The sequence below is a fragment of the Kribbella sp. NPDC058245 genome (assembly GCF_042882005.1).
Lineage (GTDB): Bacteria > Actinomycetota > Actinomycetes > Propionibacteriales > Kribbellaceae > Kribbella.
Genome location: NZ_JBHVWY010000021.1, coordinates 96128 through 119299, shown reverse-complemented (window position 1 = coordinate 119299; position 23172 = coordinate 96128). Strand labels below are relative to the sequence as shown.

The following is a 23172-nucleotide window of genomic DNA, read 5'->3' as shown; positions in this document are numbered from 1 at the left end:
TCGCTTCATCACGCTCAATGAAGGGGAATCTCCTTGACTACCAACACCGTCAGGTTCGCGGCCGTCGGTCTTGATCACGCCCATATTCACGGTCAGATCGCCGGGCTGATCGAGGCCGGCGCGGAGTTCGTCGCCATGGCGACCGACGATCCGGCGGCAGCGATCGCCGTACAGGTGCGGGAGCGGTATCCCGACGTACCCGTCGCCGATGATCCGGCCGAGCTGATCGAGCGGGACGGCATCGACCTGATCGTGACGGCCGCCGTACCGGATCGGCGTGGGCCGATCGCGGTCGCGGCCTTGCGAGCAGGCAAGGACGTCGTCACCGACAAGCCGGGCTGCGTCAGCTTCAGTCAGCTCGACGAGATCGAGAAGGCCGTTGCCGAGAGTGGGCGGTTCTGGTCGGTGACGTTCTCGGAGCGGTTCGAGGTGCGCTCGGCGGTCAAGGCCGGCGAGCTGGTCCGCGAGGGCCTGATCGGGACGGTCGTGCAGACGATCGGCCTTGGCCCGCACCGGATCGGCGACCGCGGTCACCTCGGTGGCGGCGCCGGGCGGCCGGACTGGTTCTACGACAAGAGCCGGTACGGCGGCATTCTCGTCGACATCGCCTCGCATCAGATCGACCAGTTCCTCTACTACACGGGCTCGCGCACCGCGGAGGTCGTGGCCAGCTCGGTCGGCAACTTCGCCAACCCGGACAAGCCGGGCCTGCAGGACTTCGGCGATCTGTTGATCCGCAGTGAGAACGCGCAGGGTTACATCCGGGTCGACTGGTACACACCGGACGGGTTGCCGACCTGGGGCGACGGGCGGCTGATGATCCTCGGCACGGAGGGCTACATCGAGCTTCGCAAGTACGTCGACATCGCCGGGCGCCCGGGCGGTGACCACGTCTTCCTGGTCAACAACGAGGGCATGCAGTACGTCGACTGCTCGGACGTGCAGCTGACGTACTACGCCGACCTGGTGAACGACGTACGGGATCGGACGACCACGGCGGCGCCGCAGGAGCACACCTTCGAGACGATGCGACTGGCGTTGACCGCGCAGCAACAGGCAGTTCTCCGTGGGGCCGCGCAGTGACGGTCCTCAAGGTCGCGATCGTTGGCTGCGGCAACATCAGTCGTCGCCATGCCGAGTCGTACGCCGCCGCCTCCACGGAGTTCGTGGGTGTCGCGGACATCGTTCCTGACAAGGCGGTTGAGCTCGCCGGCAAGTACGGTTCAACACCCTTCAACAGCCTCACCGAGTTGCTCGCGGCAACTTCTCCGGATCTCGTGTCGGTGACCACACCGCCGGGCAGTCACGCTTCGCTCGCCATCGAGATCCTTGCCGCAGGCAAGTCTGTGCTGCTCGAGAAGCCGCCGGTGCTGAGCCTGGCCGAGATGGACGCTGTGGCTGAGGCCGAGCGCGCGAGCGCCGGCTCCGTGTACGTCGTCTTCCAGCATCGGCACGGGTCGGGAGGTTTGCGGGCCGCGTCACTGCTCGCAGATGGTGCGCTCGGCAAGCCGCAGGTTGCCGTGTGCGAGACGCTGTGGTTCCGGCCGGTCAGCTACTTCGATCCGGAGTGGCGTGGGACATGGGTCGGTGAAGGTGGCGGGCCGACGCTTGGGCACGGGATCCACCAGATCGATCTGCTGCTGCATCTGCTCGGGCCGTGGCGGACGTTGCAGGCAACTGCCGTGCGGCTCGATCGGCCGGTTGAGTTCGAGGACGTGTCGATGGCCTCGGTGATCTTCGAGAGCGGCGCGGTGGCGACCGTGATCAACAGCCTGTTGTCGCCGCGGGAGTTGAGCCGGATCCGCATCGACACGACCGGTGGTTCGCTCGAGGTCAATCACCTGTACGGCTACTCGGACTCGGATTGGACGTTCACGCCGGCGCCCGATGCGGCCCGGGCCGCGGCCAACGGCCTCGACCCCGGCGTTCGTCGTACCGACTCGGAGGTTGTTGCCGAGGGCACCGACCCGTGGATCGGGTCAGCGGGCGACGACGTACCGAGCAATCACGAGGCTCAGCTCGGGCGGCTCGTCGACGACCTGCTGGCCGGGCGTTCACACGACACCACCTTGGCGAGCACGCGGCCGACGATGCAGTTCGTGACCGCCCTCTATGCCTCGGCCTTGACCGGTACGGCGGTTGAGCGCGCCTCGCTGACACCCGGGCATCCGTTCTACCAGGCGCTGCACGGCGACGTACCGCAGCCGGTGATTGACCGGACTCTCACTATTTGACCACTTCTTGACCAGTGTGGCACTGTAGAGGCCATGAGACGACATCGCCCCGTGGCGGCCGCGATCGCGGCCGCCCTCGCCTCGACCGCCCTGGCCGCCTGCGCCGACGTGAAGACGGCACCCGCCACCGTGAAGGTCGATACCCCGCTCGCCATCACCTGGCAGCAGGAGTTCAACGAGCCTGCAGGAACCCGCCCGAGTGCGTCGAAGTGGAACTTCGACCTCGGCGGCGAACCGACGTGGGGCAACGAGGAGTGGCAGTACTACACGAACCGTCAGGAGAACGCGGCTACCGACGGCACGGGCAACCTGGTCATCAGCGCCCGCAAGGAGAAGCTGGCCGGGATGGAGAACTGCCAGTTCGGAACGTGTGACATCACCTCGGCACGGATCACCACCAAGGACAAGTTCAAGCAGGCGTACGGCCGGTTCGAGGCGCGGATCAAGATCCCGGCCGGGCAGGGCCTGTGGCCGGCGTTCTGGATGATGGGCAACGACATCGACACCGTCGACTGGCCGGGCAACGGTGAGATCGACATCATGGAGGTCGTCGGCAACGAGCCCGGCAACCTCTACGGCACGATCCACGGACCCGGCTACTCCGCCGAGGAAGGGATCACCAAGGCGACCTCGCTGCCCGCCGGTCAGAAGTGGGCCGACGCCTTCCACGTCTACAGCGTGGCCTGGACACCGAACCGGATCATCTGGGAGGTCGACGGCCGCGAGTACTTCCGGGTCACCCCGGCCAGCCTCCCGGCCGGCAAGAAGTGGGTCTTCGACCACGAGTTCTACCTGCTGCTGAACCTGGCCGTCGGCGGCACCTGGCCCGGTCCCCCGAACGCGTCCACCAAGTTCCCGGCGAAGCTGCTGGTCGACTACGTCCGCGTCTACTCCTGACGGTCGCTCACCTTCGGCTACGTTAGGTCGCTGTGACAGCCAGTCTGCGCAAGCGCGACCGCGCGCGCGAACACGTGATCGAACTGATCCGGGCCCGCGCGGTCGGCCAGGCGATCCCCTCGGAGCGGCAACTGTCCGCCGACCTGGGCATCTCCCGGCCGACCCTGCGCGCCGTCGTCGACGACCTGATCCGCGACGGCTGGTTGACCCGCGAACACGGCCGCGGCATGTTCGTCGGCACCCCCAAGGTCGAGCAGTCCATCCTCGGCGGCTCGACCTATCCCCCGGCCCCCGGCACCTGGACCAGCCGAGTCCTCGAGCACGCCGTCATCCCGGCCGGCACCACCATCGGCAGTCGCCTCCGCGTCACTCCCGGTACGGCGGTCCTGCGGATCACCCGCCTCCGCTCGGTCGACGGGGAACCCCTGGCCGTCGAAACCATCCACGTCCTCGACGAACTGGTCCCCGCTCTCGACCTCACCGCGATCGAGACCGGCTCCTTCTACGCCCTCCTGCGCCACCAGTACGACGTACAGCCGACTGACGCTGAACAGACCCACGAAGCGGCCGCCGCAACCGCTGACGAGGCCGCCCTTCTAGGCCTGCCCGAAGGTGCCCCTCTCCTCATCCTGGATCGCGTCACCCGCGACCAGCACGGCCGCTACTTCGAATACACCCGAGCCGCCTACCGAGGCGACCGCTACCGAGTCACCACCCACCTATCCCTGACAGACCTCACCTAGGGCAGGTGCCGCTGAATCAGGTCGGCGACCTCGGTGGGGCGGCTCAGGTAGGGCGAATGACTGGTGGGCCAGGTTTCGACAGTGGTGCAGCGTGCGGCGAAGCGCTGGATCAGCAGGGCGGGGGTGGCCAGGTCTTCGCTGCCGACGACGTAGGTCGTGGGGGCGGTGTGCCAGGTGACCCGGGTCGGGGTGGTTCCGAAGATCGATGGGGGTTCGGGGCGAAGCAGGGCGATGGCTTCGGCGGCCTTGGCGTCGTCGACGTCGCCGTACAGCTTGCGGCGGGCGTCGGCCGGATCCAGGCCAAGGCGGCCGTTGGCGTCAGGGGCCATGGCGAGGCCCGCCGGTGGGGTGCCGGTCTCCTCGGCGAGAGCGGCCAGCAGTTGAGCCGGTGTCTCGCCAACATCGAGCAACCAACCGGCGAGAAGAATCTGCCCGCGCGCACCCCGAACGGTGCCCGCAACTACCCCGCCGAACGAGTGACCGACAACCAACGGCGGGTGCGCCGAGGCGGTAATGATCTTCTCGACCAGTGCGGTGCTCTCGTCCAAAGTCAGCTCGTAGAGGTCTGGAACTTCCACTCTGAGCGCGCGTGAGCGCAGCAGCCCCGCCAGTTCGTCGAAATGCGCAGGCTGGTGCCAGGAACCATGCAGAAGGATCACGTCAGTCATACGCTTGACGCTACCTACCTGTGAGCCCGGCTTCGAACCGATAACGGCTCACCGGTACGACGAGCATCCTGGTACCCGTTGTCAGTACGTTGTGATTCATGTCCCGCCCCGGTCAGCCCGAACGCTCTGCGACGTACGCAGAGGTTTTTGCGGTAGCCGAATTCCGGTGGTCCTGGGTCGCGCTGGTCGGCTCCGTGATCGGCGACCAGCTCGCCCGGGTCGCACTCTCCATCCTGGTGTTCGACCGCACGGGATCGGCGGGCCTGTCCGCGTTGACGTATGCACTGACCCTGCTGCCGGACGTCGTCAGCGGACCCCTCCTCGGCGGCCTTGCGGACCGCCTCCCCCGCCGCCGCCTGATGGTCACCTGCGACGCGGCCCGCGCCGTACTGGTCGGCCTGATGGCGATCCCCGGCGTGCCGTTGTGGATCCTGTGTGTCCTGCTCGTCGCGGTGCAGATGTTCGCCGGTCCCTTCCAGTCTGCGCGGTCCGCCTTCCTGGCAACGATGCTCACCGGCGACATCTACCGCGCCGCCGTCGGCCTGTCGACAGTCACTACACAAGCGGCGCAGCTCACCGGTTTCGTGCTCGGCGGCACCATCGTGGCTTTCATCGGCCCCAGTCAGACACTTGCCCTCAACGCAGTCTCTTTTGCGGTCTCGGCCGTATTGCTGCGCCTTGGGCTTCGGGAACGCCCCGTCCCGATGGGCGACGATCCAGCCGCCCGCCCGAGTTGGTGGGGTTCGCTGGTCGCCGGGGCGCGCCTCGTCTGGCGCAACCGCAGGCTCCGGTACCTGCTGGCGCTCTGCTGCGTACCGGGCTTCTACATCACCGTCGAGGGCCTTGCCACGCCGTACGCCGTTTCCGTCGGCGGCGGGGCGGTCGCCGCCGGCATCCTGTTCGCGGCCAATCCAGCCGGCCAGGTTGTTGGCATCTTGCTGACATCACGTATCGCCCCGGCGCGACGTATGTCCATGATGGGAACGCTAGCGATCGGGACCTGCGCCGTCCTGATCGGCTGCGTCTTCCAGCCAGGGCTGGTGGTGACGGTGATTCTGTGGCTGTTTTCAGGGATGTGCGCGTCGTACATGCCGCTGGCGCAGGCGACGTTCGTACAGGAGATTCCTGATGCGCAGCGCGGTCAGGTGATCGGCCTTGCCCGCACTGCGCTGATCGTCGCTCAGGGGATAGGGATCCTGGTCGCCGGACTGGCGGCGGATCGTTGGAAGCCGGCCATGGTCGTAGCCGGCGCAGGTGTGCTCGGCATCATCTACGCCGCCGGCGCCGCCCGGGGATACAGGCGCACCGACAGATGAGAAGGAAAGCAGAACCGAGGCGTATCACGACCAGTCGTTGGAGCGCATCGCGACGCACCTCCTTCCGGGACCGGAGGGCCCATCACTACCTGACTCCGCAGTGACTTTCGGTGATACTGCGTTTACTCTGACAGTGAGGACGAAGTGGGGCTGGGGGAACGTTAATGCTGAGTATCCGCCATTGGAGCGCACGGCGCAGGCACCGCCGTGAGACTGACACCGACACGTCACGCTGGTCGCCGACGCGTTGGGCACTCTGGAGCGTTCCCTCGCCGGTGCTGGGTTACGTTCTGGCCGTCGACGCCCTCGCACTCGCGGTGGTCGGCACCTCGTTCATCGGCCTGGACGTGCGTACCGACGACTGGATCCGGTTCGGCGCGCTGGCGCTCGGCTCGGCGATCCACGTCGAGGCCGGCCGAGAGATCGAGCGACTCCGGCAGGTCGTCTCCGAGGGCTCGACCTACGTGAATCTGAAGTCGATGTGGATGTTCGCAGGCGTCCTGATCCTTCCACCACCGTTGGCGGTCGGCGTGATCGCGGTCAGCTACGCCCATGCGTGGATCCGGTTGCCACGGAGCCCACCTCATCGCGGATACTTCTCCGCCTCGACCGTCATCCTCGGGTCCGCCGTGGCCACGATGTGCATACGGACGATCAATCCCGACAATCAGCCCGGCTTCGCCGGCGGCCTCGTCGGCCTGATCGCCGTGGCGGCCGCGGCCATGGCCTACTGGCTCATCAATCTAGCTCTCGTGGTCGGAGTCGTCCTGCTGGCCAACCCGAATGCCAATGCGCGCAAGGCTCTTGGGCAGCTGTCGGACCAGTTCATCGTCGCCGGCGCGCTCGGTCTCGGTACCTCCACGGCCGCCCTGTTGCTCTACCAGCCCTGGCTGACTGCCGCGCTACTGATCACGGTCCTCGGCTTGCACCGGGCTCTGCTCGTGGGCCAGTTCCAGTTCGCGGCACGGACCGACCCGAATACCGGCCTGGCGAACGCCATGTTCTGGCACGAGATTGCCGCGAAAGAACTAGAACGTTCCCAGAACACCAACGCGCCGCTCGGCATCCTCTATCTGGACCTCGATCACTTCAAGGCGGTCAACGACACTTACGGCCATCTGGCCGGCGATCAGGTACTGAAGGCAATTGCGGCCGAACTCAAACACGAGGTCCGCACCGAAGACCTGGTCGGCCGGCTCGGGGGCGAAGAGTTCGCGATCCTGCTCCCCAACACCGACATCGAGGACACCCTGCGCACGGCCGAACGCATCCGGCGCCGGATCGCCGGTCTCGCCGTCTCCGTCAACACGCCGGCCGGAACCACCTTCGTCGACGGCTTCACCTGCTCTATCGGCGCTGCGACGTACCCGAACGCGGGGCAGAGTCTCGACATTCTGTTGATGGCGGCCGACACCGCCACCTATGCGGCGAAGGAGTCCGGTCGCAACCGGGTTGTTACGGCGCCCAGCCGGACGCCAGGTCAATTGAGCTGAGATAGATCGCGTTCTCGTCCGGGTGGGGTCGGTCGAAGTCGGCGAGGTGCTGGGTGAGGACCTCGTCGCTCACGTCCTGGCGCTGACGCGTTGCGTGGTTGGCCGCTCGGCGCTCGTGGATCACCGCGTGGTCGACATCCACGTAGAGCAGGGTGAACTCGGCCTCGGCCTCGGTTGCCAACGAGCGCCACGCATCGCGGAGGAATCGCGGCGAACTCGTGTCGTCGACGATGACCGACGTACCGGCGCTTAACAGCTCACGCGCTTCCGCGGTGGCTTCGCCATGAGTGCGAATCCATTCCTCGACCGGAATACCGTCACCACCCCAAAGACCGCGCCGCGCGTTGATCTCGTCCAGGCTGACGACGGTTGCCGCGATACGCGGAGCGAGGGTCCGGGCGACCGTGCTCTTGCCGGAGAACGACGTACCGCAGAGAAGAACGAGTTTGGACACCAGCTCAGCGTTTCATGAGCGAGGCCGCGATCATCGCGACGACTCGGTCGGGGTCGTCCGCCAGCTGACGAAGGGCCTCTTCGGCGACGGGTGGCGGGAGTTCGGCGAGTGCTTGGGTGAGGCGGATGCGGGCGGGCGAATCGGTGGTCGCGAGAGCAGCGGTCAGGGCGGTGATGACCGCCGGGTCGGCGGCGAGGGTGCCAAGAATCTCGGCGGCTTCCACGTCGTTGACGCCTTCCACGATCATGCGCACCAATGCGGGGATGGCAGCCGTCACGCCTCGGTTGCCTAAGGCAAGGGCTACGTGCTTGCGAACGGTTGGGTCCTCGTCGGTGAGGGCGGTCTCCAGGACGGCGGTCGCGTCGGGAAGTTCGGCGAGTGCCTGGACGGCGCGGCGGCGTACGGCAACGTCGTTGGACTGCAGGCCGGGCGCGATCCCGGCGACGGCGTTGTCGGCTCGGGCAAGAGCCCAGCGGAGGGCTCCGGCGACGTTCGGGTCGGACTCGGTCAGGATCGCCTTGGCGAGGAGGTCGGTGGGGACGGAGTCGGGAGTGAGCGCGGCTTGCTGACGGCGGGCCGCGTTGGGCGAGTCAAGGCTGTGCAAGAGTTCGATGATGCGCAAGACGTCCTCCCACCCGGACGGCGCCGACGCGTCGACGGTGCGGAGGCGATCGAGCAGTTCCTGCTCACGGTGCAGGCGGTCCTCGGTTCGCTGGATCAGGTCGCTGACCAGCGCGGCCGGTGCGAAGGCCGGGTCCTCCAGAGCGCGGCCGATCTCGCGCAGCGACAGACCGAGTGAGCGCAGGCTCTCGACGTGGAAGATCCGGCGGATGTCGTCGGCGGAGTACTCGCGATAGTTGCCGACGGTACGACCGGTGGGGCGCACCAGCCCGAGGGAGTCGTAGTGCCGGAGCATCCGGCTACTCACCCCCGAGCGGCGCGCCACCTCACCGATCAGCACGCGGCCTGCGCCTCGTTCTGCGCCTCGTTTTGGGCCTCCTTGTGGGCCTCGGCCTGGGCCAGCTTCTCCGGACCGAGGGCATCGATCCGCTTCGCCGCCTCGACGTCGGCTGCGAAAGCGGCATCCGGGTCGCGCAGCAGCAAGTTCGTTGCCCGAGCATGGGCCTGCACGCGCTCGTCAGCGCTCGCCAGCGCCGGCCGTAGTACGGGCTCGATGAGCTCACCCAGCGCGACAAGCGCCCGGCTGAGGCTCACCTGCACCATCCGGTCACCACGCCCGAGCTGCGTCACCAACTCGCCCGCCAACCACTCCCGCTTCTCCTCGGGAGCCAGTACGACGGCCGCCCGCCACGCGGTCCGTGCCACCTCGTCGTTCGGGTCGCGCAGCAGTTCCGGCGTAATCGCAGCCCAGGTCGCCGGAGAACCGATCTTGGACAGCGTGTGCAGCGCCTGACTGCGCGCCTGCGCCCGGTCCGACTGAAGCTCCGCCAGGACCATCGGTACCGTCACCTCCGCCGGCTGCCGGATCAGCGCCCAGGTCAGCATGTCGCGGACGAAGAAGTCCGGCTCGACCGCGCACCGCGCCAGCAACGCCTCCACGAGCCCAGGCTGGTCCCCCACAGTCATGGCCGACCGCAGCCGCGCCGACGAGTCCCCGGCACCCAACCGCGCCGCCAACGTCTCCACCGCACTCACGGTGATCACCTCCTGCACCCAGTGAAGACCTTGTCACAGTGTCAACGTCAAGTCAGGGATTGATAGAACGCGAGGTGCGCCTGCGCGGCGGCGTCCCAGGTGTAGGTCGCGGCAAGCTCCTCGCCCCTGGTACGACGTTCCGGCGCGGGCACCGTGAGCGCCGTACCCAGGGCCTCGGCGAGCGAGGTCGCACCGACCTCGGCGTAGATCGCGGTATCGCGGAAGATCTCGCGGAACACCGGCAGGTCCGAGACCACGAGCGGTACTCCGGCGGCGAGTGCCTCCAGAGGTGCGAGGCCGAACCCCTCCCTCACGGAGGGAAAGGCGAAGACGTCGGCACCCGCTACCAGCGACGGGAGCAGCTCGTCGTCGACCGGTCCCAGGACGACCGGCTCCACCCCCAACTCCCGGGCGGTGGCTTCCCAGGTGGCGCGGTACGGGCGGTAGTCGAACAGCGTCTCCCCGCCCGCGATCACCAGCCGTACGTCGGGTCTCGCCAGCTGGGCGTAGCCGTGGAGGAGATCGATCGAACCTTTCCGCGGTTCGATGCCGCCTACCGTGAGGATGTAAGGGCTTAGCCGCGAGGTTCGCGAGGAGGAAGCGGCCGCCGCGGCGAAGCGGGCCGCGTTGACGCCGTTCGGGATGACTGTTGCCTTGAGCCCCCAACAGTCCGCCAGCTCACCCGCAACGGCTGCCGAGACGCAGATGTGGGCATAGGGTTCGACGATCGCGCGCTCGTGGCACGCAGCGAGTTCGGGCGTGGTGAAGTTGTCGAGGTGATGCACCGTCCGCACACACCGCCCGGCCGCGTTCGCGCTAATACAGTCCTGCGCGTGCACAACGTCGTACAGGCTCCCGTCGAAGGCCTCCCGCAGTACGGCGATCGACCGCAGGATCCGCGCACCCACCGACTCCCCCGGTACGTCGGGGAACGGGACGACGGCGAGTCGCACCCGCGGGTCCACCCGGCGGAAGAACGTCGTATCGCCGCCCCGCCCGAGCGACCATACCGTCACATCCTGACCGAGCTCGGCCAACGCCTCAGCCAGCGCCAACGTGTGCACGACCCCGCCGCGCGGCTTGGTCGAGTAGCTGAGCAACGCGATCCGCATCAGTAAACCTCCGGCCGCCGTTCATCCAGATGATGCAGAACACGCCGGGCCGTCTCGATCTCCGCCCGTACGTCGATCTCCGCGATCGCGATCCCGGCCTTCGACCACGTCCGCGCCACGATGTCCCCGCCCGGACCGACAATCTTCGACTGTCCGAGGAACCGCATGCCACCGATCGAACCGGTCAGATTCGACGACACCAGCACCACCTGGTTCTCGGCCGCGCGCGATCGGTCGTACAGGTCGAACAACCGCGACTGCCGGTCCTCGTTCATCCGCGGCGCCCGGTTCGTGATGCTCGTCGGCCAGGCGCACAGACACGCGACCACCTCGGCGCCGTCGACCGCGAGCGTCCGCGCCGCCTCCGGAAACGTCTTGTCGTAGTCGATCATCATCCCCAACCGCCCGACCGGTGTGTCGAAGGCCGCGAACGAGTCGCCCGCGGCATAGATCGACCGCTCCCCCGGCGGCTGATGCACCTTGCGATGCTTGCCCAGTACGCCGTCGCCCGTCACGCACAACGCGGTGTTGTACCGCGACGTACCGTCCGCCTCGCAGAACCCGAAGCAGACCACCATCTCCCCCGCCATCGCGATCACCTTCGCGATCAGCGGGTCGTCCAACGCGAGCGCGGGCGGCAGATCGTCGAGGGCCGGGTTGCTCAGATCGGCCAGATACCCGCCCAGCGCTGCATCCGGGAGCACCAGCAACTGCACCGCCTCGCGCCGCCCATGCCGGATCAGCGCCTCCACCCGGGACAGGTCGAACTCAAGGTCCCGAGTGAAACCAGCCGCCACCGCGCCAACCTTCACGGGCCTCAGACCGCCACGCCGTAGGTCTCCGGCCGCCGGTCCCGCAGGTGACCCATTGATCGCCGAGCGAGCTCCAATGCCTCGGCAACGTCCAGTTCAGCGATCGCCATCCCCGCACCGACACCAGTGTCGGCAAGCACTTCACCACCTGGATCCACCACCTTCGCACTGGCCACGAACCGCATCGAGCCGAAGGTCCCGGACATGTTGGCCGACAGCCAGACCACCTGGTTCTCCAGCGCCCGGGCACGGTCGAACAGGTCGAACCGCCGCTTCCACCGATCCTTCGCCAGATCCGGATCCGGGTTCGTCCGCGCGCCCGGCCAGGCCGAGACACACACGATGATCTCGGCGCCGTCCAGCGCCAGCGCCCGCGCTGCCTCCGGGAACGCCTTGTCGTAGCAGATCATCAGGCCCAGCCGACCGACCGGCGTATCGAACGCTGCGAACCGGTCTCCCGCTGCGTAGTGCTCGTCCTCCCGCAGCGGCTGATGCACCTTCCGATGCCGGCCCAGTACGCCGTCTCCCGTCACGCACACCGCGCTGTTGTAGATCAGCCCGTCGACGCCTTCGGCATATCCCGCCACGACGACCATGTCACCGGCCAGCCGAGCGAGCCGCTGGATCTCGGATCCGTCGACATCAAACGCCGGCGGCGGCTCCGCCGTACCGTCGAGGCTGAGCAAGTACCCACCCAGCGCACCTTCCGGCAGAGCCAGCAGTTGTACGCCGTCCGCGCGCGCCTCTTCAATGAGGAGCGCGATCTTGGCGAAGTCCGCCTCGAGATCGCGGTCGAAGTTCGCGGCGACCGCCGCCATCCGCAGCTTCACGCCGCCCCCAATCCGGTCACGCCGGCACTCACTGCCGATGTCACCTCGCCGTCCGGCCAACGCAGTACGACGCCTTGGCCGCTGGTCAACTCGCCACACTCCCGACTCACCGCGGGCCCGGCGTCGAGCTCGGCCGATCCGGTGGTCAGCATCGCGAAGCCGGGGAAGCACGTCAGCCAATCGCCCATCGACGCTTCGGCAGGCTTCGGTACGTCGGCGACGTCGAGCACCGCGGCACATCCGCTCGCCTCCGCCAGCATGCCCAGCGTGCCGACCACTCCGGCCATCGACACGTCCTTGGCCGCCGCGGGCTTCGCCTTGCCTACCGATGCGACCATCGCGCGCAGCTCATCCGGGTGGCGTCGGCTGGTCGAGTCCCACTGCCGTCCGGCGTACCCGGTCCGCCACGAGCCACCCAGATCCGCCGTCAGCCGCACCGCGTGGCCGGGGCGGCCTCCACCGCCCGGGATCGGTGTTGCCGTCCGGCCCAGCGCTGTCACGCTGAGGGCCGCTGGAACGCCGAGCTGCGTATGACCGCCTAGCAATGGGACGCCATACGCCTCGGCGGCACGTCGCAGCCCGCTGATAACCCGTTGGGCGAACTCGGCGTCTCGGGCCCCGAGCGCGTCCAGGAGACCGACCGGTACGGCGCCCATCGCCGCCAGGTCGTTGACGTTCACCAGGACCGAGCACCACCCGGCCCATTCAGGGTCGCGCTCGACCATCGCCGGCAGAATCGCGTCACACGCCGCGACCAGGTCACTGTCCGGCACCGGGGCACCGTCGTCGCCCACGAATCCGGCCGGGCCGACTTTGCTCAACAGCGGTCCCAACGGACTCTTCGTCGCCGCTACCAGCCGGGCGATCCGGTCGATCGGCCAGCGCATCAGGACATGCGGCTCGCCCGCGACGACCGTCGGCTTGACCGTGTCCCAGCCGAGCCGTTGGAAGAACCGGTACGTCGAGGTCTGTACCGTCGCCTCGAATCGCAGCACCCCGGCGGTCTCGGCGTACGCGCATGCGGCCCGCACGAGTGCCGCTCCGACGCCATTGAGCCGACCGGCTGTTACGAGCCGCCCGCCCTGCCACCAGCCGAGGTCTGGTCCGTCCGAGACGGGTCCGAGCCGGACGCCGCCGATCACTTCACCGTCTGCGGTCCTCGCAACCAGGATCACCGTCCGCGGGTCGTCGTCACGCTCATCGAGATCGGTTCGCTCGAACAGGCCTTGCTGCACCACGAATGCGTCGTGCCGCATTCGGAGGTAGGTACGGCGGGCAGCCGCGTTCGCAATGTCGATCAGAAACTTTGGTGGTGGCTCGCCGAGGAGGGCCGAGACATCGGCCGCGTGCCGGACTCCGCTGGTCTGGACGAGTGGCGCGATCATGCGCCCGCCGCCGATAGCAGACTGCATGCGCCACAGGCCGCGCATCCAGCCCCTTGATCCGCGCCACGCATCTGGGCCGCTGCCAGCAGGTCGGCAACTTTCGCGGTGACGTCACGAACCACAGCTGCGGATGGCGGCAGCACCCCGTCAGCCCGCGCCAGTGTGCCCAGCATCGGCCGCAGCGGGACCACGAACGGATAGACGCCACGGTCAATCAGACGCGCCGCCCCGGCCACCAGCTCGTCGGGATCCTCCCCCATGCCGATCAGCAGATAGGTGGAGACCCGGTTCCGTCCAAAGACGCGAACAGCCTCGTCCCATGCGGACTCGTACTCATCCATGGACACGGACGACTTTCCCGGCATCCATTTCCGCCGTACGGCGTCGTCCAGGGACTCGACGTGGATTCCGATAGATGTCGCCCCGGCCGCTTTGAGATCCGACAGCACCGAGAGGTCGCCCGGCGGTTCGATCTGGACCTGGATCGGCAGTCCCGGTACCGCGGCGAGCACCGCTCGCACGCACCGGACGAGGTTCCGCGCGCCGCGATCCGGGCCGGTCGTCGTACCGGTGGTCATCACCATCTGGGTCACGCCGTCGAGCCGGACCGCGGCCTCGGCCACCTCGGCCAGTTGAGCCGGCGTCTTGGCCGCGATCGTCGCTCCCGCCCGGAGTGACTCCTCGATCGAACAGAACCGGCAGCGCGTCTCCTCGTCGTACCGGATGCACGTCTGGACGACGGTGGTCGCGAGCACGTCCTTGCCGTGCAGAAGGGCGATCTGCTGGTACGGGATGCCGTCGGCCGTGGTCAGGTCGTAGAACCGCGGGCGGCGGACCGGTTCCACCGACAGCCCCAGGTTCAGTCCGTTGCGGAAGACCGCGCCGTCCCGGACCTGATAGGGGCTGTCAGCAACGATCGGGAGGGTGGCGTTGGCACCGTCGACGACCAGGTGCCCGTCGTCGCTCGGGCCGGCGCCCTTGCTCCGGCGGACGGGTGCGTCCACCTGAACGCCCAGGACCGCCATCTCCGCCCGGGCTGCCAAGCTTTCTTCAGTGCCAACGCTCATCGGAGAATCCCCTCAGAACATGTACGTCGAGTTGATGATGGCGCCCTTGCGGGCGTAGTGGATCAGCGCGTCCTGGACGTCCAGCGGGTGCGTCGGGATGACGCCCTCGATCAGGTCCTCCTCGCGCGCACCGTGCAGCGACAGGCCGAACCGGCAGCAGTAGACCTTGCCGCCCTCGGCGATGAACGTCTTCAGCGACTCGTTGATGTTGTGCTCACCGGGGAACGCGGAGTTGCCGGTGGTCGGGAAGCCGCGGGTGGCCAGGCAGTTCAGCGATCCAGGTCCGTAGAAGTAGATCGCGGACTCGAATCCTTTCCGCTGGGCGCGGGTGGCCTGCAGGATCGCCACGAAGCTCACCGAGGACTCATGGGCGATCCCGTGCACCAGGGTGAAATACGTTTCGCCGTCCTCGGCCTGGTAGTCGGGGAACACCTTGGTGCCGCCGTAGATGCTGGAGCCCTGCGGCAGCGACGGGTGCGGGATCTCGCCGAGGCTCTTGGTCTCGAGGTCGGTCAGTTCGGCGGTCATCTCGTTCTCCTTGTGTGCATGGGGTGGATGTCAGTCGTAGAGGTGCTGAAAAGTCCGGTGGAAGACGAGCTCGCCGAGCTCGCCGTCCCCCATCGCGGCCCGCATCCGGGCCAGTTCGCCGGCGTGGTCGCCCCACGGCTGGTCGCTGGCGAACAGCACCCGGTCGTGGCCGATGCCGCGCCGCTCGATCTCCGCGGCCAGCCAGCCCGGAGCGAACCCGATCGCCCAGGACAGGTCGGTGTAGAGCTGCTTCCCGGCCGCGATCCAGTCGAAGAACCGCGAACCGATCAGCTTGATGTGCCCGCTCATCCCGCCACCGAAATGGACGAGATGCAGGCGAACGTCGTCCGCATATGTGTCGACCAGATGCCCGACATGGTCGATGTCGGAGGCTGCGCCCGGGGACGTATGTATGTGGACGACCAGGTTGTTGTCGCGGGCGACGGTGAAGATCTCGTCCAGAGCCGGCCGAACACCCTCACCAGTCGGATGCCCACCGAGCAGGAAACTCAACTTCAACGCCCGTACGCCGGGCTCGGTCGCGAGCGTGAGAGCCTTGGCCGTCAGCTCGGCATCCTGCGGTCGCGGCGAAACCCACAGCCCGGCACGGATCCGGTCGTCCCGAGCCGCTGCCTCGACCACCAACTCGTTGAACCCAAAGGAGACAGAAACATCCGGTACGCCGTAGTTCGGGATCACCAGCGCCCGTTCGGTGCCCTCGGCATCGAGATCGGCGATCAACTCGTCGACCGTCGCGCGAGCGGTGATATCCGGGTTGACCGGCGGACCGCCGTAGAAGGGATAGGCGGGCAGCACTCCGAGGTGCCGGTGCGCGTCGGCGACGAGCATCAGGCCACCGTCCGCTGCCGACGCGGCATCCCCGCGAGCCAGTGGATGCCCGCCTGCTGCTCGGTGATCCGGTCCATCAGGTACTGCGCATCGTCCGCGACCCCGCCGAACCGCCCCGAGCCCCAGGTGTGCTGCCACGGTAGCCCGATGAAGTAGAGCCCGGGCACACTCGTCACACCACGGTGATGAGTCGGATAGCCGCGGCCGTCGAAGACCGGCAGCCGGATCCAGCTGTCGTCGCGACGGAAGCCGGTGCTCCAGATGATCGCGCCGATCCCTTGCAGGTCAAGGGATTCCTGGGTTTCCGTCGGCTCCCAGACCGGCCGGTACCGCGGCTCCTGCGGAGCATTGATGCCCTGGGCAAGGATGAACGCGTCGATCGAGTCCTTGATCCCTTCCGAGACCGCGTCCGCGTGGTCCAGGTTCGACCGCAGATCGTCGGCGAACCGCAGCGTCGTCGGTGATGCGTCCAGCAGTCGCCCGTACAGCCGCATCCCTTCCAGCGCGAACTTCCGCAGATCGATGTCGCGACCGCCGTCGCGTCCGGTCACGTAGTGGTTCACGCGGAAGCGGATCGCGTCCACGTCGTCGAACTCGTCGATTCCGCGGCGGTAGTAGCCCATCCGGTCCAGCCACGCGACCACGTCCAGGCCGCGATAGACCCGCGCCACGCGCGGCGCCGTACCGGTGACGAGGTGGACCTGCCGACCGGCGAGATGAAGATCCTCGGCGATCTGGCATCCGGACTGGCCGGTGCCGACCACCACCACGGCACCTTCCGGCAGCTGGTCAGGATTCTTGTACTGGGACGAATGCAACTGGTGGACAGGGATTCGCTCGGCCAGTCCAGGGATCCGCGGCTGCCGGTACGGTCCGGTCGCGACGACGATCTGGTCCGCGGTAATCGTGCCGGCGGACGTGGCCAGCCGGAACCCTGCATCCAGTTGCGTCGCGCGAACGCCTTCAACCAGCGGAACGTCGTACGAGTGGGCGTAGTCCTCCAGATACCTGACGATGTCGTCGCGGACCATGAAGCCGTTCGGATCCGTGCCGCCGTACGGGAAGCCCGGCAGGTTGCACTGCCAGTTCGGCGTCACCAGGCAGAAGGAGTCCCAGCGCCGGTTCCGCCACTCGCTGCCGACCCGATCGGCCTCCAGCACCACATGGTCCACACCGCCCCGCACCAAGTGCCAGCTCGTCGCGAGACCGGCCTGACCGCCACCGACCACCACGACGGAAGAGTGCATTCCGTCCCTGATCTGCATGTCATCCAGTGAAGGACCGCCCGATTGCCCCGCCGTTGCCGCCGGAACAAACTCACGTTTCCAAACCGGCGGCCGGTGTTTCGCGTGGGTAACCGTGACTACCCGGGAGGAAAGCGAGCCGCCCACGACTCCAACGGCAGCCGGGCCGCGTTGATCAGCGTGGCGATCGACCGGTACCAGCCGGCGAGTAGCACCAACTCGATCACCTGCGCGTCGCTGTAGCGGAGTTCCAGTGCTGATCGGGTCGAATCCGACAGCGTCGCCGCGTCGAGCAGTTCATCAACAGCGGTCACGAGAACGCAGTCCGGTTCCGGCAGCCCGTCCTCCGTCGCCAGCACGTCGTACTCGTCACGGCTGAGCCCCGAGGAGCCGGCGAAGAAGCTGGCATGAACTCCCCACTCGTACTCCGCACCACACTTCGCCGTGGTCCGGGCGATGACGATCTCCCGGTCGCGAGCGGTCAGCAACCCGTGGTTCAGAAGACCGGAGGCCAGCGGCCGGGTCCGGTCGGCAAGCTCCAGATGGACGGCGAACAGCCGGAACAGCGCCAACGGTTCATGGCCGCTCCCGGCCGGCATCAGCTTGGCCAGCAGCTCGGCCACTCTCGGCTCGTACGGCGGATCGATCGGTCGCATGGGCGCTCCTCCTGGTGATACAGTTTCTGTATCACCAAGCCTACGCCTCCCACGCCCGGCCGTCCCGTGCGAAATTCCAGCACCGGCCGGCCGATCATGGCTGCGCTGGATCTGCTCGGCCGCCGCTGGATGCTCAGGGTGCTCTGGGAGCTGCGCGACGGGCCGGTCGGGTTCCGCGACCTTCGTGAGCGCTGCGACCGGGCCTCGCCGACCGTGCTGAACACACGCCTGACGGAGCTCAAGGAATCCGGGATCGTGACCCAGGACGACGCACGCGCCTACCTACTGACCCCGCTCGGGCGCGACCTCTACCAGTCGCTGGAACCCTTGCAGCGCTGGGCAGACCGCTGGGCCGACGAGTTCGAGTAGAACCCTCGCCGACCCGGCGATCACGGCTTACTCAGGGATAGTTGACCCACTGGGCCTTGTTGTTGGCGGAGTTGGACGGGCCGCCGGTGTTGTTGATGACGTGGGCGATCGTGCCCTTGCCACCCAGCGAGACCGTCACCATGTTGTGGAACTTCACTCCGGTCTTGTTCGGCACCTCGAAGGCGCGTTCGGCCACGATCGACGGATCAGAGTTGAAGACGCAGTAGCTGCCCAGACCCCAGGCTTCGTGGGTGTTGACGGAGTCCGCCACCTTGTACGCCGCGTAGCCGCGGGTGGACCCGTTCATCCATGCGGATTGGTTCGGCGGGTCGTACGGCATTTCGTTCTGGTAGAAGTACGTCCGCCCGCCGTTGCCGTTCCAGATGGTCTGGTACTTCTGGTAGTGCTCGACGAACAGCCCGTACGCCGTGACGTCGTCACCGTTCACGACGAGACCCGTGTCGGCCGTGTTGGTACCCCAGCCGACGCCGATGGAGTGGTCGCCGCGCCACAGCCAGGTGTGGTCGAGGATGACGTCGTCGCTGTTCACCCGCAGGGTCTCGGTCGCCTTGCCGACGGCGGCGCCGCCGATGCGGAAGTAGACGTCGTGGATGGACGTCGGGTTCGCGCTGTGGTCCGCGGCGGAGTTCGTCGGACCGAGCTCCATCAGCAGCGGTGAGTTGGTCGGGGCCGCGTCGATCAGCAGACCGGCGATCTTGACGCCGTCCACATCGGCGACCGACAGCGCCGTCGTACCGTTGGTCGGCATGATCGTCGCCAGGCCGAGCCCGAGCACGACAGTGTTAGCGCGAGTGACGCGGATCGAGTCGCTCAGCTTGTAGACACCCGGCGTGAACAGCAGGTCCTTACCGGCCGCCAGCTCCGAGTTGATCGTCGCCGCGGAGACCCCGGGCTTGGCGATGTAGAACTGCTCGATCGGCAGCGACGTACCGGCCGGGTTGCCGTTGGTCCAGCCGGGGCCGCTCGAGTTGGTCTTCAGCGCCGGGACGAACACCTTGTAGGCGCCGGCCGCGTCGATGTACAGGTACGGCTTCTCCCGCACGACCGGGGTCTGCGCGATCTTCGTGTACGGCGGGTCCGGGAAGCTGCCGGCCGGCGCGTTCTCGGCACCGACGAAGACCATATTCCAGTTCTGCCCGGTCCAGCTGCTCCAGCGTGTGTTCCGCGAGAGCCACTGCTGCTGGCTGCCCGACCGCACCTGGCCGTCCACGACCGTGTCGGCCATGAAACCGCCGCTCGACCAGCCGCCGTCGTCCAGCGCCAGGTTGCCCTTCAGGTGCATACGCCGGTACGCCGACGCCTGGCTGACGGCCCACCGATCGAGTCCACCGGGCGGCGTCACGGTCAGACCCTCGGCACCACGCCAGAAGTTCTGGGTCGCGTTCTGCGGCGGGAACCAGTCGGCCTCGACATGCACCGCACCGTTGATGTTCACGCTGTCGGGCGTCAGTCCGAGGCCGGCGACCTGGGTGAAGAAGCCGACATTCGCGCTGACGTTGTAGCTGCCCGGCTTGAACAGCAGGGCGTAACGCTGTTCGCCGTACTGATTCTGTTCCTGCTGCTGAAAGACCTGGTCGAGCCTGGACTGGATCTGGCTGGCCGGCATCGACGGGTCGAAGACGGAGACGTTCGGGCCGAGGTCCGGCGTACCGGGTGGGTTCGGCGGAGCATCCACAGAGGTGATCCTGAACGCTTGGGCGGCGCTTCCGTTGCAGGTGAACTGCACCAGCTGGACGCTGTCCGCGGTGGAGGCAGAGGGTACGTCGAGGCACTTGCCGCTGTTCCGGTTCACCAGGTGGTAGGCGCCATCCGCCTCCTCGACCGGAAGCCACTGCTGGTTGTTGCCGCCGCCGTACGCCCACAGGTGGACCAGGGCGTTGTCCGCGGTCGAGACGTTGGAGACGTCGACCACCTGCGCCGGGCTGGTGCGCACGTTCACCCGCACGTACCCGCTGCTCGTCGGCTCGAACTGCCACTGCTGAGCGGTACTGCTGTTACACGTGTACTGCTGGACCACGGTGCCGTTCGCCGTACCAGCGGCGCGCGTATCGAGGCACTTGCCGCTGTGCTTGGCGGCCACGGTGTTCCAACCGGTCGGCGAGATCGCGGCGGTCGCCGACGGTGGGTCGACAACGGTCAGGCCGGCGGCGACAACACCGGCCAGCGCGGTCGCGATCACGGCGTACCGGCGGTGCCGGGCACGCGGTGGCGGACGGAGTGGGGCGACTCCGGACATGAGAGCTCCTCGGGTCGGGGCGGCAGAGGTGTGCTCAGGAAAGCGGATTCCCACACTTAATTCAAGACCTGACCGAAGTCCCGGAACCAACTCATTACTCTCGGAGCATGCGGATCTCGGTTTCGTCGGACATGGACCTGCCCGTCGCTCGCGCACTCGTCGCGGAGCTCACCAGGCGTGGACACAAGGTGAGCGCCCACGGGGCACTCAGTCCGGGGAGCGATCCGCAGTGGGCGGTTTGTTCAAAGGCCGCCGCGCGCGAGGTTGCCGACGGTACGGCGGACCAAGCGGTCGTGTGCTGCTGGACCGGCACGGGCGCCTCCATCGCGGCGAACAAGGTTCCGGGCGTCCGGGCGGCGTTGTGCACCGACGCATACACCGCTGACGGCGCCCGGCAGTGGAACGACGCCAATGTGCTCGCACTCAGCCTCCGGCTCACCTCCGAGCCGCTGCTCGAGGAAATCCTCGATGCCTGGTTCGCCGGAACGCCGAGCACCGACGCGACCGACCGGATGAATGTCGAGCACGTCAGCAATTGATCAAGGATTGAAGGTGCGGGCGGTGACCGCGTGGACCGCGGACACCACCGCGTCGATCTCCGGGATCTCCTGCTCACCATCGCGGCAGACCAGCACGCTGTACCGTTTCGCGTCGACGCCATCGAGCGGAACCCGCCGGATCGAACTCTCCGGTGCACCAGGTGTCAGATCCGGCGCGATCGTCACTCCCCACCCGACGCCGGCCAGGCCCAAGGCCGTCGCCGCATCGCCAACGGTGGCTGCGACTCGCGGCCGGTAGCCGGAACCGGAGCACAGCCCCAGCAGCACCGTGCTCAACGGATGATGCTGGTAGACAATCCACTGCTCCTCGCGGAGCTGCTCCATCCGGCAGCTCTCCTGCCCGACGAGCTCGTGCTTCAGCGGCACGCACAGACTCAGCCGGTCGCACCCCAGGATCCATTGCCGTAGGCCCGCCTCAGGCAGCGGCGGTCCGGCACCGAACGTCGACAGGATCACGACGTCGAGCCGGCCGCGCTTCACCTCGTCGGCACCCTGCTGGTCGGTGATCGCCACCAGCGACACCTCCAGCCGGGGATACCGCTGGCGGACCTTCGTGAGCGCCGTACTCATAATCGGCGGTCCTTCACGGAACGGGATGCCGATCTTCAGCCGGCCCGCCACTCCACCCGGCTGACGCATCGCCGACTCGGCCGCGCGAAGTTCGACCAGGATGCGCTCGGTGTGCTCGATCAACCGGCGCCCGAGCGGCGTCAGCGTGACCGTCTTGCCGCCACGAATGAGCAGTGAGACCCCGGCCGATCGCTCCAGCGCCGACATCTGCTGCGACACCGCCGAGCGGGTGTAGCCGAGCTCGCGGGCGGCCGCGGCAATCGAGCCATGTTCGGCCACGGCCCGCAGTACCAGCAGTTTCGATGTATCGAGCATGCGTCACCCCTGTTAACGCTCCATGACCTCAAGCGTCAACCTACGCCCCTTGCTGCGTGGTGGACAGGGCTTGTTCCCTTAGACATGGCCCGGACAGTGATCGAATCTCAACGTATTCCGACCTCGGGCGCTCGCGCCGTCGAGGCCTTCACGATCGACGACCGGCAGTTGCTCGCGATCCCGCAACTCGCGTACGACGTGCCGGGGACGCCGGCCGGGATGAACGCCGGTGACAGCAACACCGAACTACTCCTGCTGGAGCGGCAGGGCGACGAGTACGTCCCCTTCGCCACGCTGCCCGCGCCTGGTGGCGAGGACGCGGAGTTCTTCACCATCGCGGATCGGTCATTCCTGGCTGTCGCCTGTATCCGTACCGGAAGCGGTCCGTACGAGTACTTCACCGAGTCCTTCATCTACGAGTGGAACGGGACCGGGTTCGAACTGTTCCAGGCGGTCCCTACGTTCGCGGCCAAGCAGTGGAAGCACTGGGCGATCGGGGATCGGCACTTCCTCGGGCTCGCCCAGGGGCTCGCGCTCCCGCAGTTCGAGGGGCGCAACCGGGACTCGGTGATCTTCGAGTGGGACGGAACCAAGTTCCTGGAGTTCCAGGGCATTCCGTCGCAGTGGGCCTACAACTGGCACCCGTTCGAGCTGGAGAATCAGTTCTTCGTCGCGCACGCCGACCACGTCACCGAAAGCGTCCTCTACCGCTGGACGGGCTCCCAGTACGTGCCGCATCAGCCCCTCCTCGAACGCACCGGCCGCGCCTTCGCCACCTTCTCGACGTACCTGATCGCCGCGGGCCTGAGCGAACCACCATCGGTACTGCGCTGGGACGGCGACCGCTTCGTCGTCGACAGCACGCTCGACGGACTCGGGGCTCGCGAAGTCCGGATCGTCGAGGAGAACGGCCACGTCTACCTGATCCGGATCAACTTCATCCTCGGTACGCCGGCCGACCCGCAACCGTCTCTCACCTCGCAGCTGTACGAGTGGCAGGACGGCTTTCACCTCCTGGCCGAGTTTCCGACGAGCGGCGGCACCGATGCCGAAGTTCTCAGCCTCGACCACGGAATCGAGTTCGCGGTCTCGAACTCGCTCAGCTCCGAGATCAGGTTCGCCAACGAGACCGTCGTCTACCGGCTGACGGACTGACC

At 67.4% G+C, this 23172-nt stretch carries 24 protein-coding genes; 9 read left to right on the top strand and 15 right to left on the bottom strand.

What is annotated here, in order from left to right:
• Positions 1-33 precede the first annotated feature (33 nt).
• From ACFVWG_RS36995 to ACFVWG_RS36980, 4 genes are read left to right on the top strand one after another with little or no spacing between them, the layout of a single operon-like run.
• Positions 34-1083, top strand: coding sequence for a Gfo/Idh/MocA family protein (locus ACFVWG_RS36995; protein WP_391548153.1), 1050 nt, complete (start codon positions 34-36; stop codon positions 1081-1083).
• A complete protein-coding gene (locus ACFVWG_RS36990; protein ID WP_391548152.1) occupies positions 1080-2234 on the top strand; it encodes a Gfo/Idh/MocA family protein in 1155 nt (384 codons plus the stop codon). The genes ACFVWG_RS36995 and ACFVWG_RS36990 overlap by 4 nt, the downstream gene beginning before the upstream one ends.
• 33 nt (positions 2235-2267) lie before the next feature.
• A complete protein-coding gene (locus tag ACFVWG_RS36985; protein WP_391548151.1) occupies positions 2268-3131 on the top strand; it encodes a family 16 glycosylhydrolase in 864 nt (287 codons plus the stop codon).
• Positions 3132-3163: 32 nt separating this feature from the next.
• The gene (locus ACFVWG_RS36980) at positions 3164-3874 is read left to right on the top strand and encodes a GntR family transcriptional regulator (RefSeq protein WP_391548150.1); all 711 of its coding nucleotides are present in this window, start codon (positions 3164-3166) and stop codon (positions 3872-3874) included.
• Here the strand turns inward: ACFVWG_RS36980 and ACFVWG_RS36975 are convergent.
• The gene (locus ACFVWG_RS36975) at positions 3871-4542 is read right to left on the bottom strand and encodes an alpha/beta fold hydrolase (RefSeq protein ID WP_391548149.1); all 672 of its coding nucleotides are present in this window, start codon (positions 4540-4542) and stop codon (positions 3871-3873) included. The two genes, ACFVWG_RS36980 and ACFVWG_RS36975, sit on opposite strands and share 4 nt — an antisense overlap.
• A 98-nt stretch (positions 4543-4640) precedes the next feature.
• Here ACFVWG_RS36975 and ACFVWG_RS36970 point away from each other — a divergent pair, with 98 nt between their 5' ends.
• Together ACFVWG_RS36970 and ACFVWG_RS36965 are read left to right on the top strand one after the other, a co-directional pair.
• Complete coding sequence (locus ACFVWG_RS36970) at positions 4641-5858, top strand: MFS transporter (protein WP_391548148.1); 1218 nt, start codon at positions 4641-4643, stop codon at positions 5856-5858.
• Between the two features lie 275 nt (positions 5859-6133).
• Entirely contained in the window at positions 6134-7351 is a 1218-nt protein-coding gene (locus tag ACFVWG_RS36965) for a diguanylate cyclase (RefSeq protein WP_391548147.1), read from the top strand.
• Here the strand turns inward: ACFVWG_RS36965 and ACFVWG_RS36960 are convergent.
• From ACFVWG_RS36960 to ACFVWG_RS36905, 12 genes are all read right to left on the bottom strand, one after another.
• A complete protein-coding gene (locus tag ACFVWG_RS36960; protein ID WP_391548146.1) occupies positions 7314-7805 on the bottom strand; it encodes an AAA family ATPase in 492 nt (163 codons plus the stop codon). The two genes, ACFVWG_RS36965 and ACFVWG_RS36960, sit on opposite strands and share 38 nt — an antisense overlap.
• Positions 7806-7809: 4 nt before the next feature.
• Positions 7810-8766 (bottom strand): HEAT repeat domain-containing protein, encoded by a 957-nt coding sequence (locus ACFVWG_RS36955; RefSeq protein WP_391548145.1) that lies wholly within the window; start codon positions 8764-8766, stop codon positions 7810-7812.
• Positions 8760-9461, bottom strand: a complete 702-nt coding sequence (locus ACFVWG_RS36950; RefSeq protein WP_391548144.1) for a HEAT repeat domain-containing protein — start codon at positions 9459-9461, stop codon at positions 8760-8762. The genes ACFVWG_RS36955 and ACFVWG_RS36950 overlap by 7 nt, the downstream gene beginning before the upstream one ends.
• A gap of 47 nt (positions 9462-9508) precedes the next feature.
• Positions 9509-10573 (bottom strand): MSMEG_0565 family glycosyltransferase, encoded by a 1065-nt coding sequence (locus tag ACFVWG_RS36945; protein ID WP_391548143.1) that lies wholly within the window; start codon positions 10571-10573, stop codon positions 9509-9511.
• Positions 10573-11370: a carbon-nitrogen hydrolase family protein gene (locus ACFVWG_RS36940; protein WP_391548142.1), complete on the bottom strand. Its 798-nt coding sequence runs from the start codon at positions 11368-11370 to the stop codon at positions 10573-10575. The genes ACFVWG_RS36945 and ACFVWG_RS36940 overlap by 1 nt, the downstream gene beginning before the upstream one ends.
• Before the next feature lie 20 nt (positions 11371-11390).
• Positions 11391-12215: a carbon-nitrogen hydrolase family protein gene (locus tag ACFVWG_RS36935; protein WP_391548141.1), complete on the bottom strand. Its 825-nt coding sequence runs from the start codon at positions 12213-12215 to the stop codon at positions 11391-11393.
• Positions 12212-13627: an MSMEG_0567/sll0787 family protein gene (locus ACFVWG_RS36930; protein WP_391548140.1), complete on the bottom strand. Its 1416-nt coding sequence runs from the start codon at positions 13625-13627 to the stop codon at positions 12212-12214. Before ACFVWG_RS36930 ends, ACFVWG_RS36935 begins: the two co-directional genes overlap by 4 nt.
• On the bottom strand, positions 13597-14667 hold the full coding sequence (locus tag ACFVWG_RS36925; RefSeq protein ID WP_391548139.1) for an MSMEG_0568 family radical SAM protein: 1071 nt from the start codon (positions 14665-14667) through the stop codon (positions 13597-13599). The genes ACFVWG_RS36930 and ACFVWG_RS36925 overlap by 31 nt, the downstream gene beginning before the upstream one ends.
• 12 nt (positions 14668-14679) lie before the next feature.
• Positions 14680-15195, bottom strand: a complete 516-nt coding sequence (locus ACFVWG_RS36920) for an MSMEG_0572/Sll0783 family nitrogen starvation response protein (RefSeq protein WP_391548138.1) — start codon at positions 15193-15195, stop codon at positions 14680-14682.
• 30 nt (positions 15196-15225) lie between these two features.
• Positions 15226-16044: an amidohydrolase family protein gene (locus ACFVWG_RS36915; RefSeq protein WP_391548137.1), complete on the bottom strand. Its 819-nt coding sequence runs from the start codon at positions 16042-16044 to the stop codon at positions 15226-15228.
• Positions 16044-17309: an MSMEG_0569 family flavin-dependent oxidoreductase gene (locus ACFVWG_RS36910; protein WP_391548136.1), complete on the bottom strand. Its 1266-nt coding sequence runs from the start codon at positions 17307-17309 to the stop codon at positions 16044-16046. The genes ACFVWG_RS36915 and ACFVWG_RS36910 overlap by 1 nt, the downstream gene beginning before the upstream one ends.
• Before the next feature lie 98 nt (positions 17310-17407).
• A complete protein-coding gene (locus ACFVWG_RS36905) occupies positions 17408-17944 on the bottom strand; it encodes a carboxymuconolactone decarboxylase family protein (RefSeq protein WP_391548135.1) in 537 nt (178 codons plus the stop codon).
• A 66-nt stretch (positions 17945-18010) separates the two neighbouring features.
• Between ACFVWG_RS36905 and ACFVWG_RS36900 the strand changes: the two genes are divergently transcribed.
• Positions 18011-18313, top strand: a complete 303-nt coding sequence (locus ACFVWG_RS36900; RefSeq protein ID WP_391548134.1) for a winged helix-turn-helix transcriptional regulator — start codon at positions 18011-18013, stop codon at positions 18311-18313.
• 31 nt (positions 18314-18344) lie between these two features.
• On the opposite strand, the gene ACFVWG_RS36895 is transcribed toward ACFVWG_RS36900, so the two are convergent.
• The gene (locus tag ACFVWG_RS36895; protein WP_391548133.1) at positions 18345-20570 is read right to left on the bottom strand and encodes an RICIN domain-containing protein; all 2226 of its coding nucleotides are present in this window, start codon (positions 20568-20570) and stop codon (positions 18345-18347) included.
• A gap of 107 nt (positions 20571-20677) precedes the next feature.
• Between ACFVWG_RS36895 and ACFVWG_RS36890 the strand changes: the two genes are divergently transcribed.
• Positions 20678-21109 carry an RpiB/LacA/LacB family sugar-phosphate isomerase gene (locus ACFVWG_RS36890; RefSeq protein WP_391548132.1) on the top strand — a complete coding sequence of 144 codons (432 nt, stop codon included), beginning with the start codon at positions 20678-20680 and terminating at the stop codon, positions 21107-21109.
• Here ACFVWG_RS36890 and ACFVWG_RS36885 read toward each other — a convergent pair whose 3' ends face one another.
• Positions 21110-22015, bottom strand: a complete 906-nt coding sequence (locus ACFVWG_RS36885; protein WP_391548131.1) for a LysR family transcriptional regulator — start codon at positions 22013-22015, stop codon at positions 21110-21112.
• An 84-nt stretch (positions 22016-22099) separates the two neighbouring features.
• Between ACFVWG_RS36885 and ACFVWG_RS36880 the strand changes: the two genes are divergently transcribed.
• Complete coding sequence (locus ACFVWG_RS36880; RefSeq protein ID WP_391548130.1) at positions 22100-23170, top strand: hypothetical protein; 1071 nt, start codon at positions 22100-22102, stop codon at positions 23168-23170.
• Positions 23171-23172: the final 2 nt, after the last annotated feature.

What these genes read in the sequence shown, in the direction of transcription:
- ACFVWG_RS36985 (WP_391548151.1), top strand. Translation starts at nt 2,268, where the DNA reads ATGAGACGACATCGCCCCGTGGCGGCCGCGATCGCGGCCGCCCTCGCC.
- ACFVWG_RS36975 (WP_391548149.1), bottom strand. Translation starts at nt 4,542, where the DNA reads ATGACTGACGTGATCCTTCTGCATGGTTCCTGGCACCAGCCTGCGCAT.
- ACFVWG_RS36970 (WP_391548148.1), top strand. Translation starts at nt 4,641, where the DNA reads ATGTCCCGCCCCGGTCAGCCCGAACGCTCTGCGACGTACGCAGAGGTT.
- ACFVWG_RS36945 (WP_391548143.1), bottom strand. Translation starts at nt 10,573, where the DNA reads ATGCGGATCGCGTTGCTCAGCTACTCGACCAAGCCGCGCGGCGGGGTC.
- ACFVWG_RS36930 (WP_391548140.1), bottom strand. Translation starts at nt 13,627, where the DNA reads ATGCAGTCTGCTATCGGCGGCGGGCGCATGATCGCGCCACTCGTCCAG.
- ACFVWG_RS36925 (WP_391548139.1), bottom strand. Translation starts at nt 14,667, where the DNA reads ATGAGCGTTGGCACTGAAGAAAGCTTGGCAGCCCGGGCGGAGATGGCG.
- ACFVWG_RS36920 (WP_391548138.1), bottom strand. Translation starts at nt 15,195, where the DNA reads ATGACCGCCGAACTGACCGACCTCGAGACCAAGAGCCTCGGCGAGATC.
- ACFVWG_RS36915 (WP_391548137.1), bottom strand. Translation starts at nt 16,044, where the DNA reads ATGCTCGTCGCCGACGCGCACCGGCACCTCGGAGTGCTGCCCGCCTAT.
- ACFVWG_RS36910 (WP_391548136.1), bottom strand. Translation starts at nt 17,309, where the DNA reads ATGCAGATCAGGGACGGAATGCACTCTTCCGTCGTGGTGGTCGGTGGC.
- ACFVWG_RS36905 (WP_391548135.1), bottom strand. Translation starts at nt 17,944, where the DNA reads ATGCGACCGATCGATCCGCCGTACGAGCCGAGAGTGGCCGAGCTGCTG.
- ACFVWG_RS36895 (WP_391548133.1), bottom strand. Translation starts at nt 20,570, where the DNA reads ATGTCCGGAGTCGCCCCACTCCGTCCGCCACCGCGTGCCCGGCACCGC.
- ACFVWG_RS36890 (WP_391548132.1), top strand. Translation starts at nt 20,678, where the DNA reads ATGCGGATCTCGGTTTCGTCGGACATGGACCTGCCCGTCGCTCGCGCA.
- ACFVWG_RS36885 (WP_391548131.1), bottom strand. Translation starts at nt 22,015, where the DNA reads ATGCTCGATACATCGAAACTGCTGGTACTGCGGGCCGTGGCCGAACAT.
- ACFVWG_RS36880 (WP_391548130.1), top strand. Translation starts at nt 22,100, where the DNA reads ATGGCCCGGACAGTGATCGAATCTCAACGTATTCCGACCTCGGGCGCT.